Source organism: Pseudoxanthomonas mexicana (assembly GCF_046736355.1).
Taxonomy (GTDB): Bacteria; Pseudomonadota; Gammaproteobacteria; order Xanthomonadales; family Xanthomonadaceae; genus Pseudoxanthomonas_A; species Pseudoxanthomonas_A mexicana_B.
This window is the reverse complement of the sequence record NZ_CP157201.1, coordinates 246999-266624: the sequence shown is the minus strand read 5'-3', so window position 1 is coordinate 266624 and position 19626 is coordinate 246999. Positions and strand designations below refer to the sequence as shown.

At 63.9% G+C, this 19626-nt stretch carries 18 protein-coding genes; 15 read left to right on the top strand and 3 right to left on the bottom strand.

Features of this window, described 5'->3' with window-relative positions:
- Positions 1-61 precede the first annotated feature (61 nt).
- Both AAG688_RS01110 and AAG688_RS01105 read left to right on the top strand, forming a co-directional pair.
- Positions 62-2767, top strand: coding sequence for a GNAT family N-acetyltransferase (locus tag AAG688_RS01110; protein ID WP_411833531.1), 2706 nt, complete (start codon positions 62-64; stop codon positions 2765-2767).
- A gap of 65 nt (positions 2768-2832) precedes the next feature.
- Positions 2833-3684, top strand: coding sequence for a class I SAM-dependent methyltransferase (locus AAG688_RS01105; protein WP_411833530.1), 852 nt, complete (start codon positions 2833-2835; stop codon positions 3682-3684).
- Positions 3685-3768: 84 nt separating this feature from the next.
- Here AAG688_RS01105 and AAG688_RS01100 read toward each other — a convergent pair whose 3' ends face one another.
- A complete protein-coding gene (locus AAG688_RS01100) occupies positions 3769-4764 on the bottom strand; it encodes an integron integrase (protein WP_411833529.1) in 996 nt (331 codons plus the stop codon).
- Between the two features lie 177 nt (positions 4765-4941).
- Between AAG688_RS01100 and AAG688_RS01095 the strand changes: the two genes are divergently transcribed.
- From AAG688_RS01095 to AAG688_RS01035, 13 genes are all read left to right on the top strand, one after another.
- Entirely contained in the window at positions 4942-5487 is a 546-nt protein-coding gene (locus AAG688_RS01095; RefSeq protein WP_411833528.1) for a hypothetical protein, read from the top strand.
- A gap of 2661 nt (positions 5488-8148) precedes the next feature.
- Positions 8149-8667 (top strand): hypothetical protein, encoded by a 519-nt coding sequence (locus AAG688_RS01090; RefSeq protein WP_411833527.1) that lies wholly within the window; start codon positions 8149-8151, stop codon positions 8665-8667.
- Positions 8668-8736: 69 nt separating this feature from the next.
- A complete protein-coding gene (locus AAG688_RS01085) occupies positions 8737-9255 on the top strand; it encodes a DUF6933 domain-containing protein (RefSeq protein WP_411833345.1) in 519 nt (172 codons plus the stop codon).
- 206 nt (positions 9256-9461) lie between these two features.
- The gene (locus AAG688_RS01080; RefSeq protein ID WP_411833344.1) at positions 9462-9821 is read left to right on the top strand and encodes a hypothetical protein; all 360 of its coding nucleotides are present in this window, start codon (positions 9462-9464) and stop codon (positions 9819-9821) included.
- 1784 nt (positions 9822-11605) lie between these two features.
- Positions 11606-11833 (top strand): hypothetical protein, encoded by a 228-nt coding sequence (locus tag AAG688_RS01075; protein WP_411833526.1) that lies wholly within the window; start codon positions 11606-11608, stop codon positions 11831-11833.
- Between the two features lie 19 nt (positions 11834-11852).
- Positions 11853-12560 (top strand): hypothetical protein, encoded by a 708-nt coding sequence (locus AAG688_RS01070; protein WP_411833525.1) that lies wholly within the window; start codon positions 11853-11855, stop codon positions 12558-12560.
- A gap of 866 nt (positions 12561-13426) precedes the next feature.
- Entirely contained in the window at positions 13427-13729 is a 303-nt protein-coding gene (locus AAG688_RS01065) for a type II toxin-antitoxin system RelE/ParE family toxin (protein ID WP_411833524.1), read from the top strand.
- A complete protein-coding gene (locus tag AAG688_RS01060) occupies positions 13726-14022 on the top strand; it encodes an addiction module antidote protein (protein WP_411833523.1) in 297 nt (98 codons plus the stop codon). The genes AAG688_RS01065 and AAG688_RS01060 overlap by 4 nt, the downstream gene beginning before the upstream one ends.
- A gap of 59 nt (positions 14023-14081) precedes the next feature.
- Entirely contained in the window at positions 14082-14513 is a 432-nt protein-coding gene (locus AAG688_RS01055; RefSeq protein ID WP_411833522.1) for a hypothetical protein, read from the top strand.
- A 63-nt stretch (positions 14514-14576) separates the two neighbouring features.
- On the top strand, positions 14577-15110 hold the full coding sequence (locus AAG688_RS01050; RefSeq protein ID WP_411833521.1) for a DinB family protein: 534 nt from the start codon (positions 14577-14579) through the stop codon (positions 15108-15110).
- Positions 15111-15201: 91 nt separating this feature from the next.
- On the top strand, positions 15202-15480 hold the full coding sequence (locus AAG688_RS01045) for a type II toxin-antitoxin system RelE/ParE family toxin (protein ID WP_411833520.1): 279 nt from the start codon (positions 15202-15204) through the stop codon (positions 15478-15480).
- Complete coding sequence (locus AAG688_RS01040) at positions 15480-15773, top strand: HigA family addiction module antitoxin (protein WP_411833519.1); 294 nt, start codon at positions 15480-15482, stop codon at positions 15771-15773. The genes AAG688_RS01045 and AAG688_RS01040 overlap by 1 nt, the downstream gene beginning before the upstream one ends.
- A gap of 101 nt (positions 15774-15874) precedes the next feature.
- Positions 15875-16417 (top strand): pseudouridine synthase, encoded by a 543-nt coding sequence (locus tag AAG688_RS01035; protein WP_411833518.1) that lies wholly within the window; start codon positions 15875-15877, stop codon positions 16415-16417.
- Between the two features lie 162 nt (positions 16418-16579).
- Here the strand turns inward: AAG688_RS01035 and AAG688_RS01030 are convergent, their stop codons facing one another.
- Both AAG688_RS01030 and hrpB read right to left on the bottom strand, forming a co-directional pair.
- Positions 16580-16945, bottom strand: coding sequence for a hypothetical protein (locus AAG688_RS01030; protein WP_411833517.1), 366 nt, complete (start codon positions 16943-16945; stop codon positions 16580-16582).
- 94 nt (positions 16946-17039) lie between these two features.
- Entirely contained in the window at positions 17040-19580 is a 2541-nt protein-coding gene (hrpB, locus tag AAG688_RS01025; protein WP_411833516.1) for an ATP-dependent helicase HrpB, read from the bottom strand.
- Positions 19581-19626: the final 46 nt, after the last annotated feature.

Below are 19626 nucleotides of genomic sequence, written 5' to 3'. Positions count from 1 at the left end.
GCATGATCCGCTCACATCCCCCCGTGTAACGTAACCGCATGCGCGCAACGGCTGTCCCGCGATGAGTACCTACCGGCTTTCCTCGGTGTTCCGGCCGCAGGCGGTCGCGGTGGTCGGCGCCAGCCCGCGCGCCGGCTCGGTGGGCCGGGCGGTGATGCGCAACCTGCGCGCGGCCGGGTTCGCCGGCAAGCTGGCGCTGGTCAACCCGCGCTTCGCCGAGATCGACGGCATGGCCACGGTGGCGCGGCTGAAGGACCTGCCGTGGACGCCGGACCTGGTGGTGATCGCCACGCCGGCCGCGCTGGTGCCGCAGGTGGCCGCCGCCGCCGCCGACCAGGGCGCCGGCGCGGTCATCGTGCTCACCCCCGGCCTGGGCGAAGGACCCGGCTCGGCCGCCGCGCAGCTGGAAGAACTGGCGCGCGCGCGCGGGCTGCGCATCCTCGGCCCGCACTGCCTGGGCGTGATCGCCCCGCACGTGCGGCTCAACGCCAGCATCGCCGCGCACTACCCGCAGGCCGGCGACCTGGCGCTGATCTCGCAGTCCGGCGCCATCGCCGCCGGCGTGGTCGAGTGGAGCGCGCAGCGCGGCATCGGCTTCTCGGCGGTGGTCTCGCTGGGGCAGGCGATGGACGTGGACTTCGGCGACCTGCTCGACTGGTTCGCCACCGACTACCGCACCCGCGCGATCCTGCTGTACGTCGAGCGCATCGGCGATGCGCGCAAGTTCATGTCGGCCGCGCGCGCGGCCGCGCGCGCCAAGCCGGTGGTGGTGATCCGCCCGGGCCGGCACGAGCGCCGCCCGCGCCAGCGGCTGATGACCCATACCGCCGCGCTGGCCACCCGCGATGCCGCCTATGGCGCCGCGTTCCGCCGCGCCGGCCTGCTGCGCGTGCAGTCGCTGGACGAGCTGTTCGCCGCCGCCGAGACGCTGGGCCGCATCCACGGCTTCCCCGGTGAGCGGCTCGGCATCCTCAGCACCGGCGGCGGCGTGGGCCGGCTGGCGCTGGACCGGCTGATCGATCTGGACGGCCTGCCCGGCCAGGTGTCGGAGCAGACCCGGCAGGCGCTGGACGCCGCGCTGCCGGGGCTGTGGCGCGGCGAGGCGGCGGTGGACATCATCGGCAACACCGGCCCCGAGCGCTATGCGCGCGCGATCCACGCGATGCTGGACGAGCCCGGCAGCGATGCGCTGCTGATCATCAACGTGCCCACCGCGATGTCGCCGGCCAGCGAGTCGGCGCGCACCCTGATCGAGGCCTGGCGCTCGCGCCCGGCCGGCGCGCAGCGCAAGCCGGTGTTCGCGGTGTGGCTGGGCGGCGACGGCGAGGCCACCGCGATGCTGACCGCCGCCGGCATCCCCACCTTCGCCACCGAATCCGACGCGGTGGAGGGCTTCATGCACCTGGTCCGGCACCGCCAGGCGCAGGCCGCGCTGATGGAGACCCCGCCCAGCCTGCCGGAGGATTTCGTCGTCGCCACCGCTACCGCGCGCGCGCGGGTGGAAGCGGCGCTGGCCAACGGCCAGACCTGGCTGGATCCGCTGGCCGCCGCGCAGGTGCTGGGCGCCTACGGCATCCCGACCGCGCCGGTGTGGCGCGCGGCCGACGCCGCCGAGGCCGCGCGGCTGGCCGCGCCGCTGATCGCGCAGGGGCAGACGGTGGCGGTGAAGATCCTCTCGCCGGACATCGCCCACAAGTCCGACATCGACGGCGTGCGCCTGAACCTGATCAGCGAGGCGGCGGTGCGCGAGGCTGCCGAGGGCATGCTGCAGCGCGCACGGCTGGCGCGTCCGGATGCGCGCATCGAGGGCGTGATCGTGCAGCCGACGCTGCTGCGGCCGAAGGCGCGCGAGCTGATCGCCGGCATCGCCGACGACGAGGTGTTCGGCCCGGTGGTCGTGTTCGGCCGCGGCGGCACCGCGGTGGAGGTCATCAACGACAAGGCGCTGGCGCTGCCGCCGCTGGACCTGCGGCTGGCGCACGAACTGATCGGCCGCACGCGGGTCTCGCGCATCCTCAAGGCCTACCGCGACGTGCCGGCCGCCGACGAGCGCGCGGTCGCGCTGGTGCTGGTCAAGCTGGCGCAGCTGGCCGCCGACATCCCCGAGATCCGCGAACTGGACATCAACCCGCTGCTGGCCGACGCCGACGGCGTGATCGCGCTGGACGCGCGCATCGCGGTGGCGCCGACGCGGCGGCTGCACAAGGGCCGCGGCCACCCGCGCTTCGCCATCTTCCCCTACCCCAGGGAATGGGAGCGCACGCTGGTGCTGTCCGACGGCAGCATCGCGTTCGTGCGGCCGGTGCGGCCGGAGGACGAGGCGATGTTCCGCGAGTTCTTCACCCACGTCAGCGACGAGGACCTGCGGCTGCGCTTCTTCCAGTCGGTGCGCCACTTCAGCCACGAGTTCATCGCCCGCCTCACCCAGCTCGACTACGCGCGCTCGATCGCGCTAGTGGCGATCCGCCCGGAGGACGGCAGCATGCTCGGCGCGGTGCGGCTGCTGGCCGACGCCAACTACGATCGCGGCGAGTACGGCATCCTGGTGCGCTCGGACCTGAAGGGCCACGGCCTGGGTTGGCGGCTGATGACCATCATGATCGAGTACGCGCGTTGGCTGGGCCTGAACGTGGTCGAGGGCCAGGTGCTGCGCGAGAACCGCACGATGCTGGAGATGTGCCGCCAGTTCGGCTTCCAGGTCAAGCCGGATCGCGACGATCCCACGCTGATGGACGTGACCCTGCCGGTCGGCGACCACCCCGCCTGACCTGCACCCGGCCGCGCGCCGGCACATGCTAGGCTCGCGCCACCTTTTCCAAGGGAGACCCCAGCATGAACCGGATAGCCTTCTCGCTGGCGCTGCTGCTCGCGCCCGCCGCCCCGCACGCCCTGGCCCACGATCACGCCGCGCACGCCGGACACGCGGCGCAGGATGCGCAGGCCGCGCTTTCGCTGGACCAGGCGCTCAAGGGCGACTGGCGCACGCCCGACTTCGCCAAGCGCGACGCCTGGCGCAATCCCGCGCAGACGCTGGAGTTCTTCGGCCTGGCGCCGGAGCAGACCGTCATCGAGATCACGCCCGGCGGCGGCTGGTATTCCGAGATCCTCGCCCCCTACCTGCAGGCGCGCGGCCGCTACGTCGCCGCCGTGGTCGACCCGGCCGCGGTGTCCGATCGCGCACGCGACTACCAGCAGCGCGCGCGCGACTCGCTACAGGGCAAGTTCGCCGCCGCGCCGGCGCAGTACGGCAAGGCCGGGGTGGTGGCCTTCGACCCGAAGGCGCCGTCGTTCGGCCCGGCCGGCTCGGCCGACCTGGTGCTGACCTTCCGCAACGTGCACAACTGGCGCGCCAACGGCCAGGCCGAGGGCATGTTCAAGGGCTTCTTCGACGTGCTCAAGCCCGGCGGCGTGCTCGGCGTGGTCGAGCACCGCGCCAACGCCGACGTGCCGGCCGACGACAGGAGCGGCTACGTCGGCGAGCAGCAGGTGATCGAACTGGCGCAGGCCGCCGGCTTCCGCCTGGCCGGCAAGAGCGAGGTCAACGCCAACCCGCGCGACAGCAAGGACCACCCCAACGGCGTGTGGACGCTGCCACCGACCAACAACCACCCGGAAGCCGATCGCGGCAAGTACCAGGCCATCGGCGAGAGCGACCGGATGACGCTGAAGTTCGTCAAGCCGTAAGGGCGGGGATTAGGGATTGGGGATTGGGGATTCGCGCGATCCCCGGTCCTCTAGCCCAGGTAGCGCCGGCGAATGCGCGCCATCTCAATGATCGAGTGGACTCAGCACGCCCCCGGCGCCCCGATTCAGCACATGCGTGTAGATCTGGGTGGTGGCGAGGTCCTTGTGGCCCAGCAGCTCCTGCACGGTGCGGATGTCCGCACCGGTTTCCAGCAGATGGGTGGCGAATGAGTGGCGCAGCGTATGGCAGGTCGCCGGCTTGTCGATGCCCGCCAGCCGGCGCGCACGCTGTACCGCCCGCTGCAGCACGCTTTCATCCACGTGGTGGCGACGCAGCCGCCCATCGCGAGGATCGCGCGACAACCTGGCTGACGGAAACACGTACTGCCAGCCCGGATCACGGCACGCACCCGGGTATTTGCGTGCCAGCGCATGCGGCAGCCAGACCTCGCCCGCACCTTGCGCCAGATCACCGGCATGCAGCACCCGCGTCCTCTCCATCGCCGCCTGCAGCGCCTCGCGCAACCGTTGCGGCAATGGCACGCGCCGGTCCTTGCCGCCCTTGCCGTCACGCACCACGATCTCGTTGCGGGCAAAGTCCACGTCCTTCACCCGCAGCCGCAGGCACTCCATCAGGCGCATGCCGGTTCCGTAAAGCAGCGCCGCCATCAGCCAGGCCTGCCCCTCCAGCACGGCCAACAGGCTCGTCACTTCCCCGCGCGACAGCACGACGGGAATCCGCCGCGGCCGCTTGGCCCGCACCACATCCTCCATCCACGGCAGATCGATGCCCAGCACTTCGCGGTACAGGAACAACAGCGCCGCCAAGGCCTGGTTCTGCGTACCCGCCGCTACCTCGTGCCGGGTGGCCAGCACGGTCAGGAAGGCTTCCACTTCGGCAGCGCCCATCCCGGCCGGATGACGCTTGCCATTGGCCAGGATGAATCGCCGGATCCAGCCGACATAGGCCTGCTCGGTACGGCGGCTGTAGTGACGCACCCGCAGCGCCGCCCGCACCTGATCCAGCAACCGCGGCGGACGCCCGCCCGTTACACCTTCCACATCGCCTGCGTAACTCATACACCCGCTTCCCCGAGCGATAACGCAAGCACACTGGCAGCCTCCCGGCACCGTGTCTGTCATCCAACCCATTGATTCGAGGTAGGAATCTTCCGGTTGGAATTTCCCTTGCGACTATCCCATACTCCGCGCAACACCCCGTTTATGGGGTCGAATAGGTGTTAGGTTGCGCACCAGATGGCATTCTTAGCTGAAACATTAGTAGACGAGTGGCTTAACCGCCAAGGTTATTTCACTGTCCGCGGTCTCAAGGATGGTGTGTCAGAGATTGACCTGCTAGGCGTTCGTCCCGGCCCCAAAGGGCTTGAGGCATGTCATGTAGAGGTGCAGGCCAGCTTCAGGCCCGTTGGCTACATAACGCCAATAACAAAGGAGGATCTGGCTGGCTTCGCCAAGTCCAGAACCAGCGCAAAGGCCAGACCCGAGGCACTACTTCAAAGCAGCGTTGCTGCCTGGGTCAAAAAGAAGTTCACTTCACGCGGTAAGGTCGCAACAAGAGAGCGCGCTTGGCCCGGCTTGTCGTGGCAGTACATGTTCGTCCACGCCATCGTTCGCGAGCCGCTTGAGCTTTCGCTTATTGCAAACTACGGCATCAAGGTTGTTCCATTCCATGCCGTACTCAACGAGCTCAAGCATGTGTCAGCAACGCAGCGCGGCGGTGCGGGCACGGATATCTCAGAGATCGTGGAGTACTTTTCTCAGCATGGCGCAAGCGCAACCTAACAATTCATTCAAGCCGACGCCGCTTCGCGGCGCGGCTTAATTCAGGTGTTATACGTGGGTTGGCGTTCAGTAGTTCTTCGCGGCTTCGCCCACTTTCCCCGAGGCTGTTCCACCGCGTGCACACGGCACAGCCCGTTTCTGTTGCATGGCGTTCGCGCCGCGAGTCTTGCGGAGAGTTGGCCGGCTTGCGGCCCGGCGGCGCTGTCGGCTCCGGTGCCAGGCGGGCCTTTCCCTTGCTATCGGCTGGCGGCCGGTGAGGGTCGGCGCCCGGTCATGCCCGTCCCGTTGCCGTGTGGCGGCTTCGACGTTACCTTGGCGCATAACCAATCATTCAAGCCGAAATTGCTTCGCAATTCGGCTTAATTCAGGGCGTTATACGTGGGTTGGCGTTCAGTAGTTCTTCGCGGCTTCGTCCACTTTCCCCGAGGCTGTTCCACCGCGTGCACACGGCACAGCCCATTTCTGTTGCATGGCGTTCGCGCCGCGAGTCTTGCGGAGAGTTGACCGGCTTCCGGCCCGGCGGCGCTGTCGGCTCCGGTGCCAGGCGGGCCTTTCCCTTGCTATCGGCTGGCGGCCGGTGAGGGCCGGCTCCCGGCCATGCCCGCCCCATTGCCGTGTGGCGGCTTCGGCGTTACCTTGGCGCATAACCAATCATTCAAGCCGAAATTGCTTCGCAATTCGGCTTAATTCCGGCGTTATACGTGGGTTGGCGTTCAGTAGTTCTTCGCGGCTTCGTCCACTTTCCCCGAGGCTGTTCCACCGCGTGCACACGGCACAGCCCATTTCTGTTGCATGGCGTTCGCGCCGCGAGTCTTGCGGAGAGTTGACCGGCTTCCGGCCCGGCGGCGCTGTCGGCTCCGGTGCCAGGCGGGCCTTTCCCTTGCTATCGGCTGGCGGCCGGTGAGGGCCGGCTCCCGGCCATGCCCGCCCCATTGCCGTGTGGCGGCTTCGGCGTTACCTTGGCGCATAACCAATCATTCAAGCCGAAATTGCTTCGCAATTCGGCTTAATTCAGGGCGTTATACGTGGGTTGGCGTTCAGTAGTTCTTCGCGGCTTCGCTCACTTTTGACTTGGCTGTTCCTTGGCTAGCGCACGGCACAGCCCGTTTCAGTTGCATGGCGTTCGCGCCGCAGGGCTTGCGGAAGGTTGACCGGCTTCCGGTCTGGCGGCGCTGTCGGCTCCGGTTACAGGCGGGCCTCTCCCTTGCTATCGGCTGGCGGCCGGTGAGGGTCGGCTCCCGGTCATGCCCGTCCCGTTGCCGTGTGCCGGCTTCGGCGTTACCTTGGCGCATAACCATTCGTTCAAGCCGAAATTGCTTCGCAATTCGGCTTAACTCAAGCGTTATACGTGGGTTCGCTTTCAGTAGTTCTTCGCGGCTTCGCTCACTTTCCATCTAGCTGCTCCTTGGCTAGCGCACGGCACAGCCTGTTTCAGTTGCATGGTGTTCGCGCCGCAGGACTTGCGGAAAGTTGACCGGCCTCCGGCCCGGCGGCGCTGTCGGCTTCGGTGCCAGGCGGGCCTTTCCCTTGCTATCGGCTGGCGGACGGTGAGGGTCGGCCCCCGGCCATGCCCGTCCCGTTGCCGTGTGCCGGCTTCGGCGTTACCTTGGCGCATAACCATTCGTTCAAGCCGAAATTGCTTCGCAATTCGGCTTAACTCAAGCGTTAGGGGGCACATGAAAGTTCCTGTGGCGGCCACGATTCTTCTACTGCTATCTGGCTGTGCCCATTGGTTCGGCCCCGCCCACGGCACCTTTAATGCAGTTGGTGCCACGCCAGGCGATGAGCCGTGCCAGCTATCCGTAGGTCCAGTCGGCTCCAGCAACCCTGCACGGGAGTGGACCGTTTTGGGCAGCTTCCGCCAAAGCGTGCTGGTAAATCCTTCTCCCAGCGGCCATCGTATCGCCCTCATCTGTGATGGCAGATTGGCCGCGGAGCGCACGTTCAAGTATGGTCGTGATGTAGGTATTGGCGGGGAGCTTGCGGTCAATGGCAGTGCCCCCTAACAATTCATTCAAGCCGAACCCGCTTCGCGGGTCGGCTTAATTCTGGTGTTATACGTGGGTGGCGTTCAGTAGTTCTTCGCGGCTTCGCTCACTTTTCACTTGGCTGTTCCTTGGCTGGCGCACGGCACAGCCCGTTTCAGTTGCATGGCGTTCGCGCCGCGAGTCTTGCGGAGGGTTGACCGGCTTCCGGCCCGGCGGCGCTGTCGGCTTCGGTTCCAGGCGGGCCTCTCCCTTGCTATCGGCTGGCGGACGGTGAGAGTCGGCCCCCGGCCATGCCCGTCCCGTTGCCGTGTGGCGGCTTCGGCGTTACCTTGGCGCATAACTAGTCATTCAAGCCGAAATTGCTTCGCAATTCGGCTTAATTCAGGGCGTTAGGCCGCAGTGGGTCAAAGTTCGGGGCGGTTCCTGCCTCGGCAAATCCACCGGCTGTTTGCCGGTCGGCTCCGGCTACCGTTCTTCACTGTCTTCGGTGTCGGCAAGTTCGCGGCTTCGGTCTTGGCGTCATGGTTGCCACGCTCGGTTTGCACTTGGCTACGGTTACTCCGCGCGTCCGGCTTCATCGGGTCAAGCCCCGGCCATAGGGCTGTGGCATCATCTGCTTCCGGTACGTTGTTCAAAACAGGCAGCGCCGGCCCGGCTAGTAATCCCTCGGCCCATGCTGCCTAACAATTCGTTCAAGCCGAACAACAATCGCTACGCGATTGTTGTCGGCTTAACTCCGGTGTTAGGCGCAAATGGAGATGTGCTGATGAACTGGAAGACAAAGCTCCTATCGATCATGATCGCCCTGTTGCTTGGAGTAGTGCATTTCTATCTCCTGCTCCGGTTCTGGGGATTGTGGGCAGCGCAGAACCCTTTGCCGTCCTTCCTGATCAAGGACGCAGGAATGGGTGAGGCTTACCGCTGGGTCCTTTATCCCGTGGACTTTCTCACCTCCGTTCTTCTTTGCGTCCCGCTAGCCACCATCTTGCTCAGGCTTCGCCCTTCAAGAATCTGGCTCTACGTGGCAATCGCGGTGCTTCCGTATTTCGCATACAGCAATGCCCACCTTGTTGGTAATTCGGTACCAGGGCAGCTATTGCCCGCCTTCGCTTTCGGCTGGGTCATGGAACTGCTCATTGTTCCTGCGGCAGTCTTGTTGGTCGGCCTTCTGACGCGTCGGTTTGGCGCCTAACAATTCATTCAAGCCGACACCGCTTCGCGGCGCGGCTTAATTCAAGTGTTAGGCCGCATATGACACGTCATGGCTAATCTGATCATTACACGCGCCATAGCTACGAGAGCTCGTATCAAACGAGATCACTTGGGCGAAGCGCGGCCAACCGACGCGCCGCTTGGTAATTGGCACGTTACGTTCCTGCCAATGGCGGAGCGGAACGCCTTTGTATATATGAGTAGTCGCACTCAGCTGAGCTTCCTCATGCTGGAGGGAGAGCGCCTCACGCCCGAAAAGCTGTTCATTAGCCTGATTCGGGGCATTTCCCTAGTGCTTGAGCTCGCTGGTTACCCGGAGCATGTGCGAGATCGAGTGATGAACGGGTATCGCTCTGTTGCATTTGCGCGAGCTTCTGATCTTTCCCAGCTCGGCGTGCTGACCAACTATGCGCTCGACTATGAGGGTTTCATTGAGCAAGATGGTGGCTTGAATCGCTGCAGTCTTGACCAGTTGGTAATTGACATGAACGCTCGGCCCTCCAAGAAGCTAGGGTTCAGTACGCCACTTGAAGAGACCGCTAAGGCGCTCGGCGTGCGGCCTAACTAATCATTCAAGCCGATGCCGCTTCGCGGCATGGCTTAATTCTGGCGTTAGGCTTCAGCCAAAGACCATCACTAGGCAAACAAATGCTTCGATTCTTTATTGCCGCGCTACTCCTCTTGACGCTAATTGGCTGCACAGGGAGGGGGCCTTTTCAGCAAGTTCAACTTTGCTTACATAACCAAGCGGGCAGCCAACTCTTCGTTCACGAAATGAAGAAGATATCCATCGCGCATGGCATGAAATTCACGGACAGAAGCAGCGAGACGAACAGAGGACTTACAACACTCGGAAGGAAACCGGGCTATCAGGTCATGAATATCAGCGCCATAAGAGATGATGGCGTTGGCTGGGGCGCGGGGAATACGGGTTTGTCGGAGTTTGAAGTGAGCATTGGCTTCGGAGGGCTAAACTCCCCGGCAGCGCAGGAATTCGCTAATGCTGTCATTGGACTTCTTGAGCAGAATTGGCGTGTCTATCATGTGCCTCAGAATCAAGGCGCTTTCCCAAGGTGTGTGGCGCAGAAGCCTAACAATTCATTCAAGCCGAAGCCGCTTCGCGGCTCGGCTTAATTCAGGCGTTAGGCCGCAGTGGGTCAAAGTTCGGGGCGGTTCCTGCCTCGGCAAATCCACCGGCTGTTTGCCGGTCGGCTCCGGCTACCGTTCTTCACTGTCTTCGGTGTCGGCAAGTTCACGGCTTCGGTCTTGGCGTCATGGTTGCCACGCTCGGTTTGCACTTGGCTTCGGTTACTCCGCGCGTCCGGCTTCATCGGGCAAGCCCCGTCCATACGGCTGTGGCATCATCTGCTTCCGGTACGTTGTTCAAAACAGGCAGCGCCGGCCCGGTTAGTAATCCCTCGGCCCATGCTGCCTAACAATTCGTTCAAGCCGAACAACAATCGCTACGCGATTGTTGTCGGCTTAACTCAAGCGTTAGGGGGCACATGAAAGTTCCTGTGGCGGCCACGATTCTTCTACTGCTATCTGGCTGTGCCCATTGGTTCGGCCCCGCCCACGGCACCTTTAATGCAGTTGGTGCCACGCCAGGCGATGAGCCGTGCCAGCTATCCGTAGGTCCAGTCGGCTCCAGCAACCCTGCACGGGAGTGGACCGTTTTGGGCAGCTTCCGCCAAAGCGTGCTGGTAAATCCTTCTCCCAGCGGCCATCGTATCGCCCTCATCTGTGATGGCAGATTGGCCGCGGAGCGCACGTTCAAGTATGGTCGTGATGTAGGTATTGGCGGGGAGCTTGCGGTCAATGGCAGTGCCCCCTAACAATTCATTCAAGCCGAACCCGCTTCGCGGGTCGGCTTAATTCTGGTGTTATACGTGGGTTCGCTTTCAGTAGTTCTTCGCGGCTTCGCTCACTTTCCATCTAGCTGCTCCTTGGCTAGCGCACGGCACAGCCTGTTTCAGTTGCATGGTGTTCGCGCCGCAGGACTTGCGGAAAGTTGACCGGCCTCCGGCCCGGCGGCGCTGTCGGCTTCGGTGCCAGGCGGGCCTTTCCCTTGCTATCGGCTGGCGGACGGTGAGGGTCGGCCCCCGGCCATGCCCGTCCCGTTGCCGTGTGCCGGCTTCGGCGTTACCTTGGCGCATAACCATTCGTTCAAGCCGAAATTGCTTCGCAATTCGGCTTAACTCAAGCGTTATACGTGGGTGGCGTTCAGTAGTTCTTCGCGGCTTCGCTCACTTTTCACTTGGCTGTTCCTTGGCTGGCGCACGGCACAGCCCGTTTCAGTTGCATGGCGTTCGCGCCGCGAGTCTTGCGGAGGGTTGACCGGCTTCCGGCCCGGCGGCGCTGTCGGCTTCGGTTCCAGGCGGGCCTCTCCCTTGCTATCGGCTGGCGGACGGTGAGAGTCGGCCCCCGGCCATGCCCGTCCCGTTGCCGTGTGGCGGCTTCGGCGTTACCTTGGCGCATAACTAGTCATTCAAGCCGAAATTGCTTCGCAATTCGGCTTAATTCAGGGCGTTATACGTGGGTTGGCGTTCAGTAGTTCTTCGCGGCTTCGCTCACTTTTCACTTGGCTGTTCCTTGGCTGGCGCACGGCACAGCCCGTTTCAGTTGCATGGCGTTCGCGCCGCGAGTCTTGCGGAGGGTTGACCGGCTTCCGGTCTGGCGGCGCTGTCGGCTTCGGTTCCAGGCGGGCCTCTCCCTTGCTATCGGCTGGCGGACGGTGAGGGTCGGCCCCCGGCCATGCCCGTCCCGTTGCCGTGTGGCGGCTTCGGCGTTACCTTGGCGCATAACCAATCATTCAAGCCGAAATTGCTTCGCAATTCGGCTTAATTCAGGGTGTTAGCACAGTTGAGGTCGTCATGCCCGAGTATAGATATCAACCCTACTACAGCTACAACGGCCCTATGCATGAGCAGAAGTTCCGTGAAGAGCTATCTCCTGATGAGGTGGATCGTCGGATCGAATCGTTCTTCGCTGAAGTAGGAAGATACTTTGAGGATACCGGGGCGGTCATACAGCCGATTCAAGGCGGGATCGTAAGCATCACCACAGATGCTTCTCAGAAGGAATGCGACGAAAGGGTGAAGCGCTGCCTAAATAGTCTAGATCTTTATGCAGAGAAGATTAAATAGAACCCAGATGGAGAATCCAATGAGACTGATCTCCTTGATTTCACTACTAGCATTTACTGCCTCGTGCTCGGCAGAATCACAAGCTCCCGTTCCGCAGACACAAGAGCCACCTCAGCCGCAGATTAGTAAAATTGCAACGCCGGAAATACTAGGCACAACGGTAAAATATGCAGAGCACCTGATTGGCAGCCCCGCGATGCGAGAGGGTGCTGACTTGAGTGGAAATAAAATAAACACCTACCGCATGGAAAAATGCGTCATCGAATTAGGCATAGATGGGTCCAATGTTGTCAGCGTCAGGCTTCACCTAATCAACGGTTGCGATGTAGATGTGAGCGACATTGTAAACAAGCCCAATACGAAAGCGACAGAAACAACCTTCAAAGACTACGCCTACCGCGGCGACTTGCACTTCACAGACCCCCAACTCCCCTCATGCAACGCGTGCGGGGAAGGGCCTGTATACGCCCTAATCGATGGTGTTGGAGCAACTGGCAACTACGATATTCAGCTTGGTGCCTTCGGAGTCATCCATGATGAATATCAGGTATGGCGAGACCTGCTGCGGAGTGCCGGAGTTGATGGAGACACACTCCCCACCACAGCCGAAGGCTGTCCTCTTCGGAAGTACGATGAGCAGGCATTCTCGTTAATGAAGGACTTCAAGGTGGAGAGTATTGCGTTCGGTCAACGCGGATACTTACAGCCTGCATGCCGTGGAAACTAGCGGCAGGGTGCTAACAATTCATTCAAGCCGACGCCGCTTCGCGGCGCGGCTTAATTCAGGCGTTAGGCCGCTATGAAGAAGTTCGCGATCTTTTCAGTCATAGCTCTAATCCTGAGCGCTTGTGGATCTGGCACATCTGTAAATTTCCGCAACTCCAGCGAGCATCAGCTAGAACAGGTCATTCTTTCCGGTAGCGGTTTCGAAAAGAGTCTCGGAGCAATAGCACCAGGCCAGCTAATCCAAGTGAGAGTCCGCCCAACGGGAGAGTCGGCATTGGCCGTAAGCTTTGTAGCCAAAGGGCAGCATTTCAGCCATGAGCCACAAGGCTACTTTGAGGGCGGCGGTATGTATAAGGTATCCGTCACAGTCGGCCGTGATCTCTCGGTTGTGGTGGACTCCGAGATTGGGCCGTACTGATGGCGCGGCCTAACAATTCATTCAAGCCGACGCCGCTTCGCGGCACGGCTTAATTCTGGTGTTATACGTGGGTGGCGTTCGGTAGTTATTCGCGGCTTCGCTCACTTTTGACTTGGCTGCTCCTTGGCTGGCGCATGGCACAGCCCGTTTCTGTTGCATAGCGTTCGCGCCGCGAGCCTTGCGGAAGGTTGACCGGCCTCCGGCCCGGCGGCGCTGTCGGCTTCGGTTCCAGGCGGGCCTCTCCCTTGCTATCGGCTGGCGGACGGTGAGAGTCGGCCCCCGGCCATGCCCGTCCCGTTGCCGTGTGGCGGCTTCGGCGTTACCTTGGCGCATAACTAGTCATTCAAGCCGAAATTGCTTCGCAATTCGGCTTAATTCAGGGCGTTAGGCCTGCCTTCCAGGCTGCTCGGTGACTTGACAGTGATGTATCCCACCGGATACAGTGCGCCATGATCACGTTCCTCCGCACACCCGAGTTCGATGCTTGGCTCAAGGCGCTGCGTGACCCGATTGCCAAAGCCCGTGTTATTGCTCGCGTCCGCTCGGCGGAGGCAGGGAACCTTGGAGACGTAGCACCGGTTGGAGATGGCATCTCGGAGATGCGGATCCATGTAGGGCCTGGGTATCGGCTTTACTACTGCCGCCGGGGCGATTTGGTCTATTTGCTCTTGTGCGCTGGCGACAAGTCCTCCCAGCAGCGAGACATCCGCACAGCTAAAGCCTTGCTCCAAGGCCTGGAGAGTTCCCCATGAAAAAGATCGCCGTGTTCGACGCTGCGGACTACCTGGACAATGATGTCGTCATTGCCGAGTACCTGAACGCCGCTCTTGAGGACGAGAACCCCAATGTGTTCCTACAAGCCATTGCGGATGTGGCCAAGGCGCGCGGCATGACAAAGCTCGCCAAGGACACTGGACTTGGTCGCGAGAGCCTCTACAAGGCACTCGCTCCGGGGGCTAAGCCTCGCTACGACACTATTATCAAGCTTGTCCGTGCGCTCGGGGTCGAGCTTCACACGTCGCCAGCCCATGCAGGGCAGGCCTAACGATTCGTTCAAGCCGATGCCGCTTCGCGGCACGGCTTAACTCGGGTGTTAGGCGCTACATGGAACTTCTCGGCTTCTCAATTTCCAAGGACTGCATCTCGCTTAATTGTGGGTCTGACTGCTTTGACTTGCACAACAATTTCGACTTTCAAGGCTTGAGTTACAACCCGATCAATCGGACTTTGGAGTTGCTTTGGCATCGGGGGACTGGCAACTGGGTAAAGGACACTGACCCAGCCAGCCTCCGACTCGATTTCTCCGGGGTATACCTACTCAAGGCACAGGAACGTGATCCTGAGTTGCCATTCTCGGAAGACGATTGTTTGGACACGATTGGCTTCATTTGGGACGACATGCTTGTTGAGATGAGGGGCTATACATCCAATGAGCCAAAAGACGGCTGCTCTCACCTCATCACCAGTTTCATGAGTGGATTTAGCATAAAAATTGGCGCACAGTCAGCAGCCTTGCATGTAGCTGGTAGCGCCTAACAATTCATTCAAGCCGACGCCGCTTCGCGGCGCGGCTTAATTCAGGCGTTAGGCCTCACGCGAATGACACCCTCAGCTGTAACATTGATGGCAAATTACAACCGCTGGATGAATAAGCGGATGTACGAGGCTGCGGACAATCTCTCAGCAGAAGACATCGCAAGGGATCGCGGCGCATTCTTCGGGTCTATTCTCCAGACCCTTAACCATATCGCTGTTGCCGACACCATCTGGCTACACAGGTTCTCGCAGCATCCTAACGCGTCCGCGTTGCGGGAGGAGTTGGTAGCATTTCCTCAGCCAGACTCTCTACGACAAGAGCTAGCCAGCTCTCTCTACGATCTACGGCAGCACCGGGACAGGCTAGATGAGGTCATTCTAGGCTGGTCTAGCACCCTTACATCGGAGCAGCTTGCGTCTCCGCTCGTGTATCGCAATATGGCCGGACAGTCCTTCTCAAGGCAGTTCGGTTACCTAGTTCAACACTTCTTCAACCACCAAGCGCACCATAGAGGCCAGGCCAGTACTTTGCTATTTCAAGCAGGTGTAGACATTGGGGTTACTGACTTGCTTGCTGTAATCCCCAGTGAGGGCTAAAAATTCGTTCAAGCCGACGCCACTTTGCGGCGCGGCTTTACTCAGGGGTGAAGCGCTTGTTGCGTGATGCGCAACATGATACAGTTGCATCATGATCAAGACGTTCCGGCACAAAGGGCTGCGCCGCCTCTTTGAGACAGGCAGCACCTCGGGCGTTCAGGCTAGTCATGCCAAGAGGCTCCGGATGCAATTGGCCGCCTTGGACACAGCCCAGACAATCGAGGATATGGACATCCCGGGTTTTCGCCTTCACCCGCTTAAAGGTGAGCTACGAGGGCGCTGGTCAATCATGGTCAATGGCAATTGGCGAGTTACGTTTGAGTTCAAAGACGGAAACGCCTATGTCTTGGACTACGAGGACTATCACTAATGACTATGCACAATCCTCCTCATCCCGGTGAGTTCATCACCGACATCTATCTTGAGCCCTATGGCATCAGTGGTCGTGAGCTTGCGGACAAGCTGGACGTAGCTGCATCTACTCTCAGCCGCATCCTTAAGGGTTCCAGTCGGGTCACTCCCGAGATGGCGCTCCGCTTGTCCAAGGCCATTGGTCGCAGCCCCGAGAGTTGGCTTGCCATGCAGGATGCTCATGATTTGTGGCTTGCTCGCCAGAGTGTCAATCTGCAAAGGGTTGGCAAGCTCAAGCTGACCGCGGCCTAACAATTCAAGCCGACGCTGCTCGGTATTTCCTTCGGTTCAGCAGGCATCCTGATCTAATCCCCAGGCGTGGCCCAATGCCAAAGCCAGGCCCGATATCCCCCGTGCTCATCGCCTTCAACAAGCCGTTCAACGTACTGTGCCAATTCACCGCTCGCAGCGTGCCGCCGCGGCGCACGCTGGCGGAGTTCGGCCTGCCGCCGGGCGTCTACGCGGCCGGGCGGCTGGACCATGACAGCGAGGGGTTGCTGCTGCTGACCGACGACGGCGCGCTGGCGCACCGGCTGACCGATCCGCGCCACAAGCAGGCCAAGACCTATTGGGTGCAGGTCGAGGGCGCGCCGGACGAGGCGAAGCTGGATGCGCTGCGCCGCGGCGTGCTGCTGAACGATGGGCCGACACGTCCGGCGCAGGTGGCGCTGCTGGAAACCCCGCCGGCGTTGTGGCCGCGCGATCCGCCGGTGCGCCACCGCAAGACGGTGCCCGACCACTGGCTCGCGTTGACCATCAGCGAGGGCCGCAACCGCCAGGTGCGGCGGATGACCGCCGCCGTTGGCCTGCCGACGCTGCGGCTGGTGCGGGTGACGATCGGCAATCACGCACTGGGCGATCTGCAGCCGGGGCAGTGGCGCGAGGTCGGGCGCTGACGTCTTCCGGCCGGCCACGGACAGCCACGGCCGCCTTCTGCCAAATCCATCGCGCAAGCACACGACGAGGCCGGATGCGGCGATGACACGCATCCGGCCGGAGTTCCTTGTTCTGCTGCTTTTTTCGACTGGTATGCCGGGCGCCAGCCGCTCCGGCGACGCTTATTCGGTCGCTTCGGCCGAGGCCGTGCGGCGGCTGCGAGCCGCGCTCCTGCGCGCCGCGCCGTTGCCCTTGCGCGTCTCGATGCGGCGGGCATCGCCTTCGATCGGTGCGTGTTGCTGATCCTTCTTGCGCTTGCGGTAGACCGCATAGGCCAGCAGGCCCGCGCCGGCTGCGGCGGCGACCGCGACGGCGGGATTGCGGCGGATGAAGCCGCGCGCGACCTTCAGCCCGGTCTTGGCCGCGCCCAGCGCGGCGCCGGTCTGCAGCAGCTTCTGCGCGTTGGGGACGACAGCATGCTTGAGGCCGCTGCCGGCGTGGCTGGCCATCGACATGGCGCGGTCGGTGAGATGGGTCAGCTTGTTCATGGGGGATCCTGTAGCGAAACCGGACGAGGAACACAGTCTCCACCGGCCGGTGTCTACGGCGCGTTACGGCAACCGGCCGCGGCGTGGACGGCGTTCACGTCCCGCGCGGCTTGGCCCGGTGGGTGGCGGTGGCGGTCCACGGATCGTCCGGCCAGGGATGCCTGGGATAGCGTCCCTTCATCTCCTTCTTCACTTCCGGATAGGTGCGCTCCCAGAAGCCTTCCAGGTCCTGGGTCACCTGCAGCGGCTTGCCGCCCGGCGAGAGCAGGTGCAGCAGCAGCGGCACGCGGCCGTCGGCGATGCGCGGGGTCCGGGCCAGGCCGAACAGCTCCTGCAACTTGACCGCCAGCACCGGCGGCTGGCCGTGCGCGTACTCGATGCGCCGCTCCAGGCCCGAGGGCACGCTGATGCGCACCGGCGCCAGCGCGTCGATGCGCTGGCGCTGCGACCAGTCCAGCGGCGACTTCAGCGCCTCGGACAGTTCGCCCTCGTCCAGCGCGTCGAGCCGGGTCTTGCCGGCCAGCGCCGGGCGCAGCCAATCGCCCAGCGTCGCCAGCAGCGCCTCGTCGGACAGGTCCGGCAGATCCAGTTCGGGCATCCATTCGCGCAGGCAGCGCGCGCGTTCGCGCCATTGCCGCAGTCCTTCCGTCCACGGCAGCGCGTCCAGGCCCGCCTCGCGCACCGCTTCGGCCAGCGCGGCGGCGGCCAGCGCCGGGTCGACGCGGCCGGCCGGGCGGGCGTCGATCACGATGCGATCGAAGCGGCTCTCGCGCTGCGCCACCAGCGCGCGCCGTTCGCCGTCCCAGCGCACGAAGTCGCCAGTGACGAAACGATCGGCGAAATGCCGGCGCAGGTAGCCCTCGTCCACCGGCGCGCCGCGCAGCACCAGCCCGTCCTTGGCCTCGTGGCGCAGCTCGCCGGCGACGATCCACGGTTCACCGAACAGCGCGCTGTCGTCGAACAGCCGCGCCATCCGCCCGTTGGCCAGCGCATAGCGGCGCGGCTGCTGCGGGTGGCGCCAGCCGATGCGGTCCGGATAGGCATGCGCGAGCAAATCGCCGAGGCGGTGCGCCTCGACCTCGGCTGGCGGCGGCGCCTCGGCGCGCAGGCGGCGGCGCCACTGTTTCGCGGCGGCGTCGATCGCGGCCAGGCCGCCGCGGTGCGCGTCGGCCGGTGCGCGGCCGTGGCGGAACGCGGCCAGCGCCCGCCAGCGCGCGGCCAGCGCGTCGCCGCCGGCGCGCAGCGGATCGCGTGCTTCGACCAATGCGGCGAGATCGCAGGCCAGCGCGCGCTCGGCCCCGTCGCCGGCGGCCAGCAGCATCGCCGCCAGGCGCGGATGCGTGCCCAATGCCAGCATCCTGCGCCCGGCCGTGGTGATGCGCAGGCCGGCGTCGAGCGCGCCCAGCCGTTGCAGCAGTTCGCGCGCGGCGGCCAGCGCGCCGGTCGGCGGCGCATCGACGAAGCGCAGCGCGTCGCTGCCCCAGGCGGCCAGTTCCAGCGCCAGCGAGGCCAGTTCGACCTGCGCCATCTCCGGCCGCCGCTGCGGCTCCAGCCGCTGCGATTGCGGCCATAGCCGGTAGGCGAAGCCTTCGGCGACGCGGCCGGCGCGGCCGGCGCGCTGGTCCGCCGAGGCCTGCGAGATCGCCACCACGTCCAACCGCGCGAAGCCGCTGTTGGGGTCGTAGCGCGGCTCGCGCGCCAGTCCGCTGTCGATCACCACGCGCACGCCGGGCAGGGTCACCGACGACTCGGCGACGTTGGTGGCCAGCACGACGCGGCGGCGGCCGTGCGGATCCGGTTGCAGGGCGGCGGATTGCTGCTCGACCGACAATTCGCCGTGCAGGGGAAGCACGACTACGCTGTTTTTCGTCGCTGCCGGGTTGCCCCCACCCCGGCCCTCCCCCGCAAGCGGGGGAGGGAGCGACAGGGTTTCCAGCGCGGCCTGCAGCCGCGCGATCTCGCGCTGGCCGGGCAGGAACACCAGCACGTCGCCGGGATGCTGCGCCAGCGCGTGCTCGATCGCGCGGCGCGCCTGTGGCTCCAGCGCCTCGTCGCGGCGCGCGGGGAAGTGCGTGACTTCGACCGGATAACTGCGGCCGGCGCTGGACAGCCGCGGCGCGTCGAGGAACGCGGCCAGCCGCTCGCCGTCCAGCGTGGCCGACATCGCCACGATGCGCAGGTCCTCGCGCAGCTGCGACTGCACGTCCAGCGCCAGCGCCAGGCCGAGATCGGCCGACAGGTGGCGCTCGTGGAACTCATCGAACAGGATCGCCGCCACGCCTTCCAGCAACGGATCGTCCTGGATCATCCGGGTCAGGATGCCCTCGGTGACCACCTCGGCGCGGGTGCGCGCCGACACCTTGTTCTCGAAGCGGATGCGGTAGCCGACGGTCTGCCCGACCGGCTCGCCGAGTTGCGCGGCCATGAAGCCGGCGGCCGCGCGCGCGGCGACGCGGCGCGGTTCCAGCATCAGGATGCGCTTGCCGGCGGCCCACGACTCGTCCAGCAGCGCCAGCGGCACCTGGGTGGTCTTGCCGGCGCCCGGCGGCGCTTCCAGCACCAGGCGCGGATGCGCGGACAGGCTGCGGCGGATCTCCGGCAGCAGCGGGGTAATCGGGAATTCGGGCGAAGCCATGCGCAAAGCATAAGGCTTCCCGCTTCCGCGCCCGTGGGAGCGACGT

Coding starts and splice junctions, on each gene's coding strand:
- AAG688_RS01110 (WP_411833531.1), top strand. CDS start 62: ATGAGTACCTACCGGCTTTCCTCGGTGTTCCGGCCGCAGGCGGTCGCG.
- AAG688_RS01105 (WP_411833530.1), top strand. CDS start 2,833: ATGAACCGGATAGCCTTCTCGCTGGCGCTGCTGCTCGCGCCCGCCGCC.
- AAG688_RS01100 (WP_411833529.1), bottom strand. CDS start 4,764: ATGAGTTACGCAGGCGATGTGGAAGGTGTAACGGGCGGGCGTCCGCCG.
- AAG688_RS01095 (WP_411833528.1), top strand. CDS start 4,942: ATGGCATTCTTAGCTGAAACATTAGTAGACGAGTGGCTTAACCGCCAA.
- AAG688_RS01090 (WP_411833527.1), top strand. CDS start 8,149: ATGCTGCCTAACAATTCGTTCAAGCCGAACAACAATCGCTACGCGATT.
- AAG688_RS01085 (WP_411833345.1), top strand. CDS start 8,737: ATGGCTAATCTGATCATTACACGCGCCATAGCTACGAGAGCTCGTATC.
- AAG688_RS01080 (WP_411833344.1), top strand. CDS start 9,462: ATGAAGAAGATATCCATCGCGCATGGCATGAAATTCACGGACAGAAGC.
- AAG688_RS01075 (WP_411833526.1), top strand. CDS start 11,606: ATGCATGAGCAGAAGTTCCGTGAAGAGCTATCTCCTGATGAGGTGGAT.
- AAG688_RS01070 (WP_411833525.1), top strand. CDS start 11,853: ATGAGACTGATCTCCTTGATTTCACTACTAGCATTTACTGCCTCGTGC.
- AAG688_RS01065 (WP_411833524.1), top strand. CDS start 13,427: ATGATCACGTTCCTCCGCACACCCGAGTTCGATGCTTGGCTCAAGGCG.
- AAG688_RS01060 (WP_411833523.1), top strand. CDS start 13,726: ATGAAAAAGATCGCCGTGTTCGACGCTGCGGACTACCTGGACAATGAT.
- AAG688_RS01055 (WP_411833522.1), top strand. CDS start 14,082: ATGGAACTTCTCGGCTTCTCAATTTCCAAGGACTGCATCTCGCTTAAT.
- AAG688_RS01050 (WP_411833521.1), top strand. CDS start 14,577: ATGACACCCTCAGCTGTAACATTGATGGCAAATTACAACCGCTGGATG.
- AAG688_RS01045 (WP_411833520.1), top strand. CDS start 15,202: ATGATCAAGACGTTCCGGCACAAAGGGCTGCGCCGCCTCTTTGAGACA.
- AAG688_RS01040 (WP_411833519.1), top strand. CDS start 15,480: ATGACTATGCACAATCCTCCTCATCCCGGTGAGTTCATCACCGACATC.
- AAG688_RS01030 (WP_411833517.1), bottom strand. CDS start 16,945: ATGAACAAGCTGACCCATCTCACCGACCGCGCCATGTCGATGGCCAGC.
- hrpB (WP_411833516.1), bottom strand. CDS start 19,580: ATGGCTTCGCCCGAATTCCCGATTACCCCGCTGCTGCCGGAGATCCGC.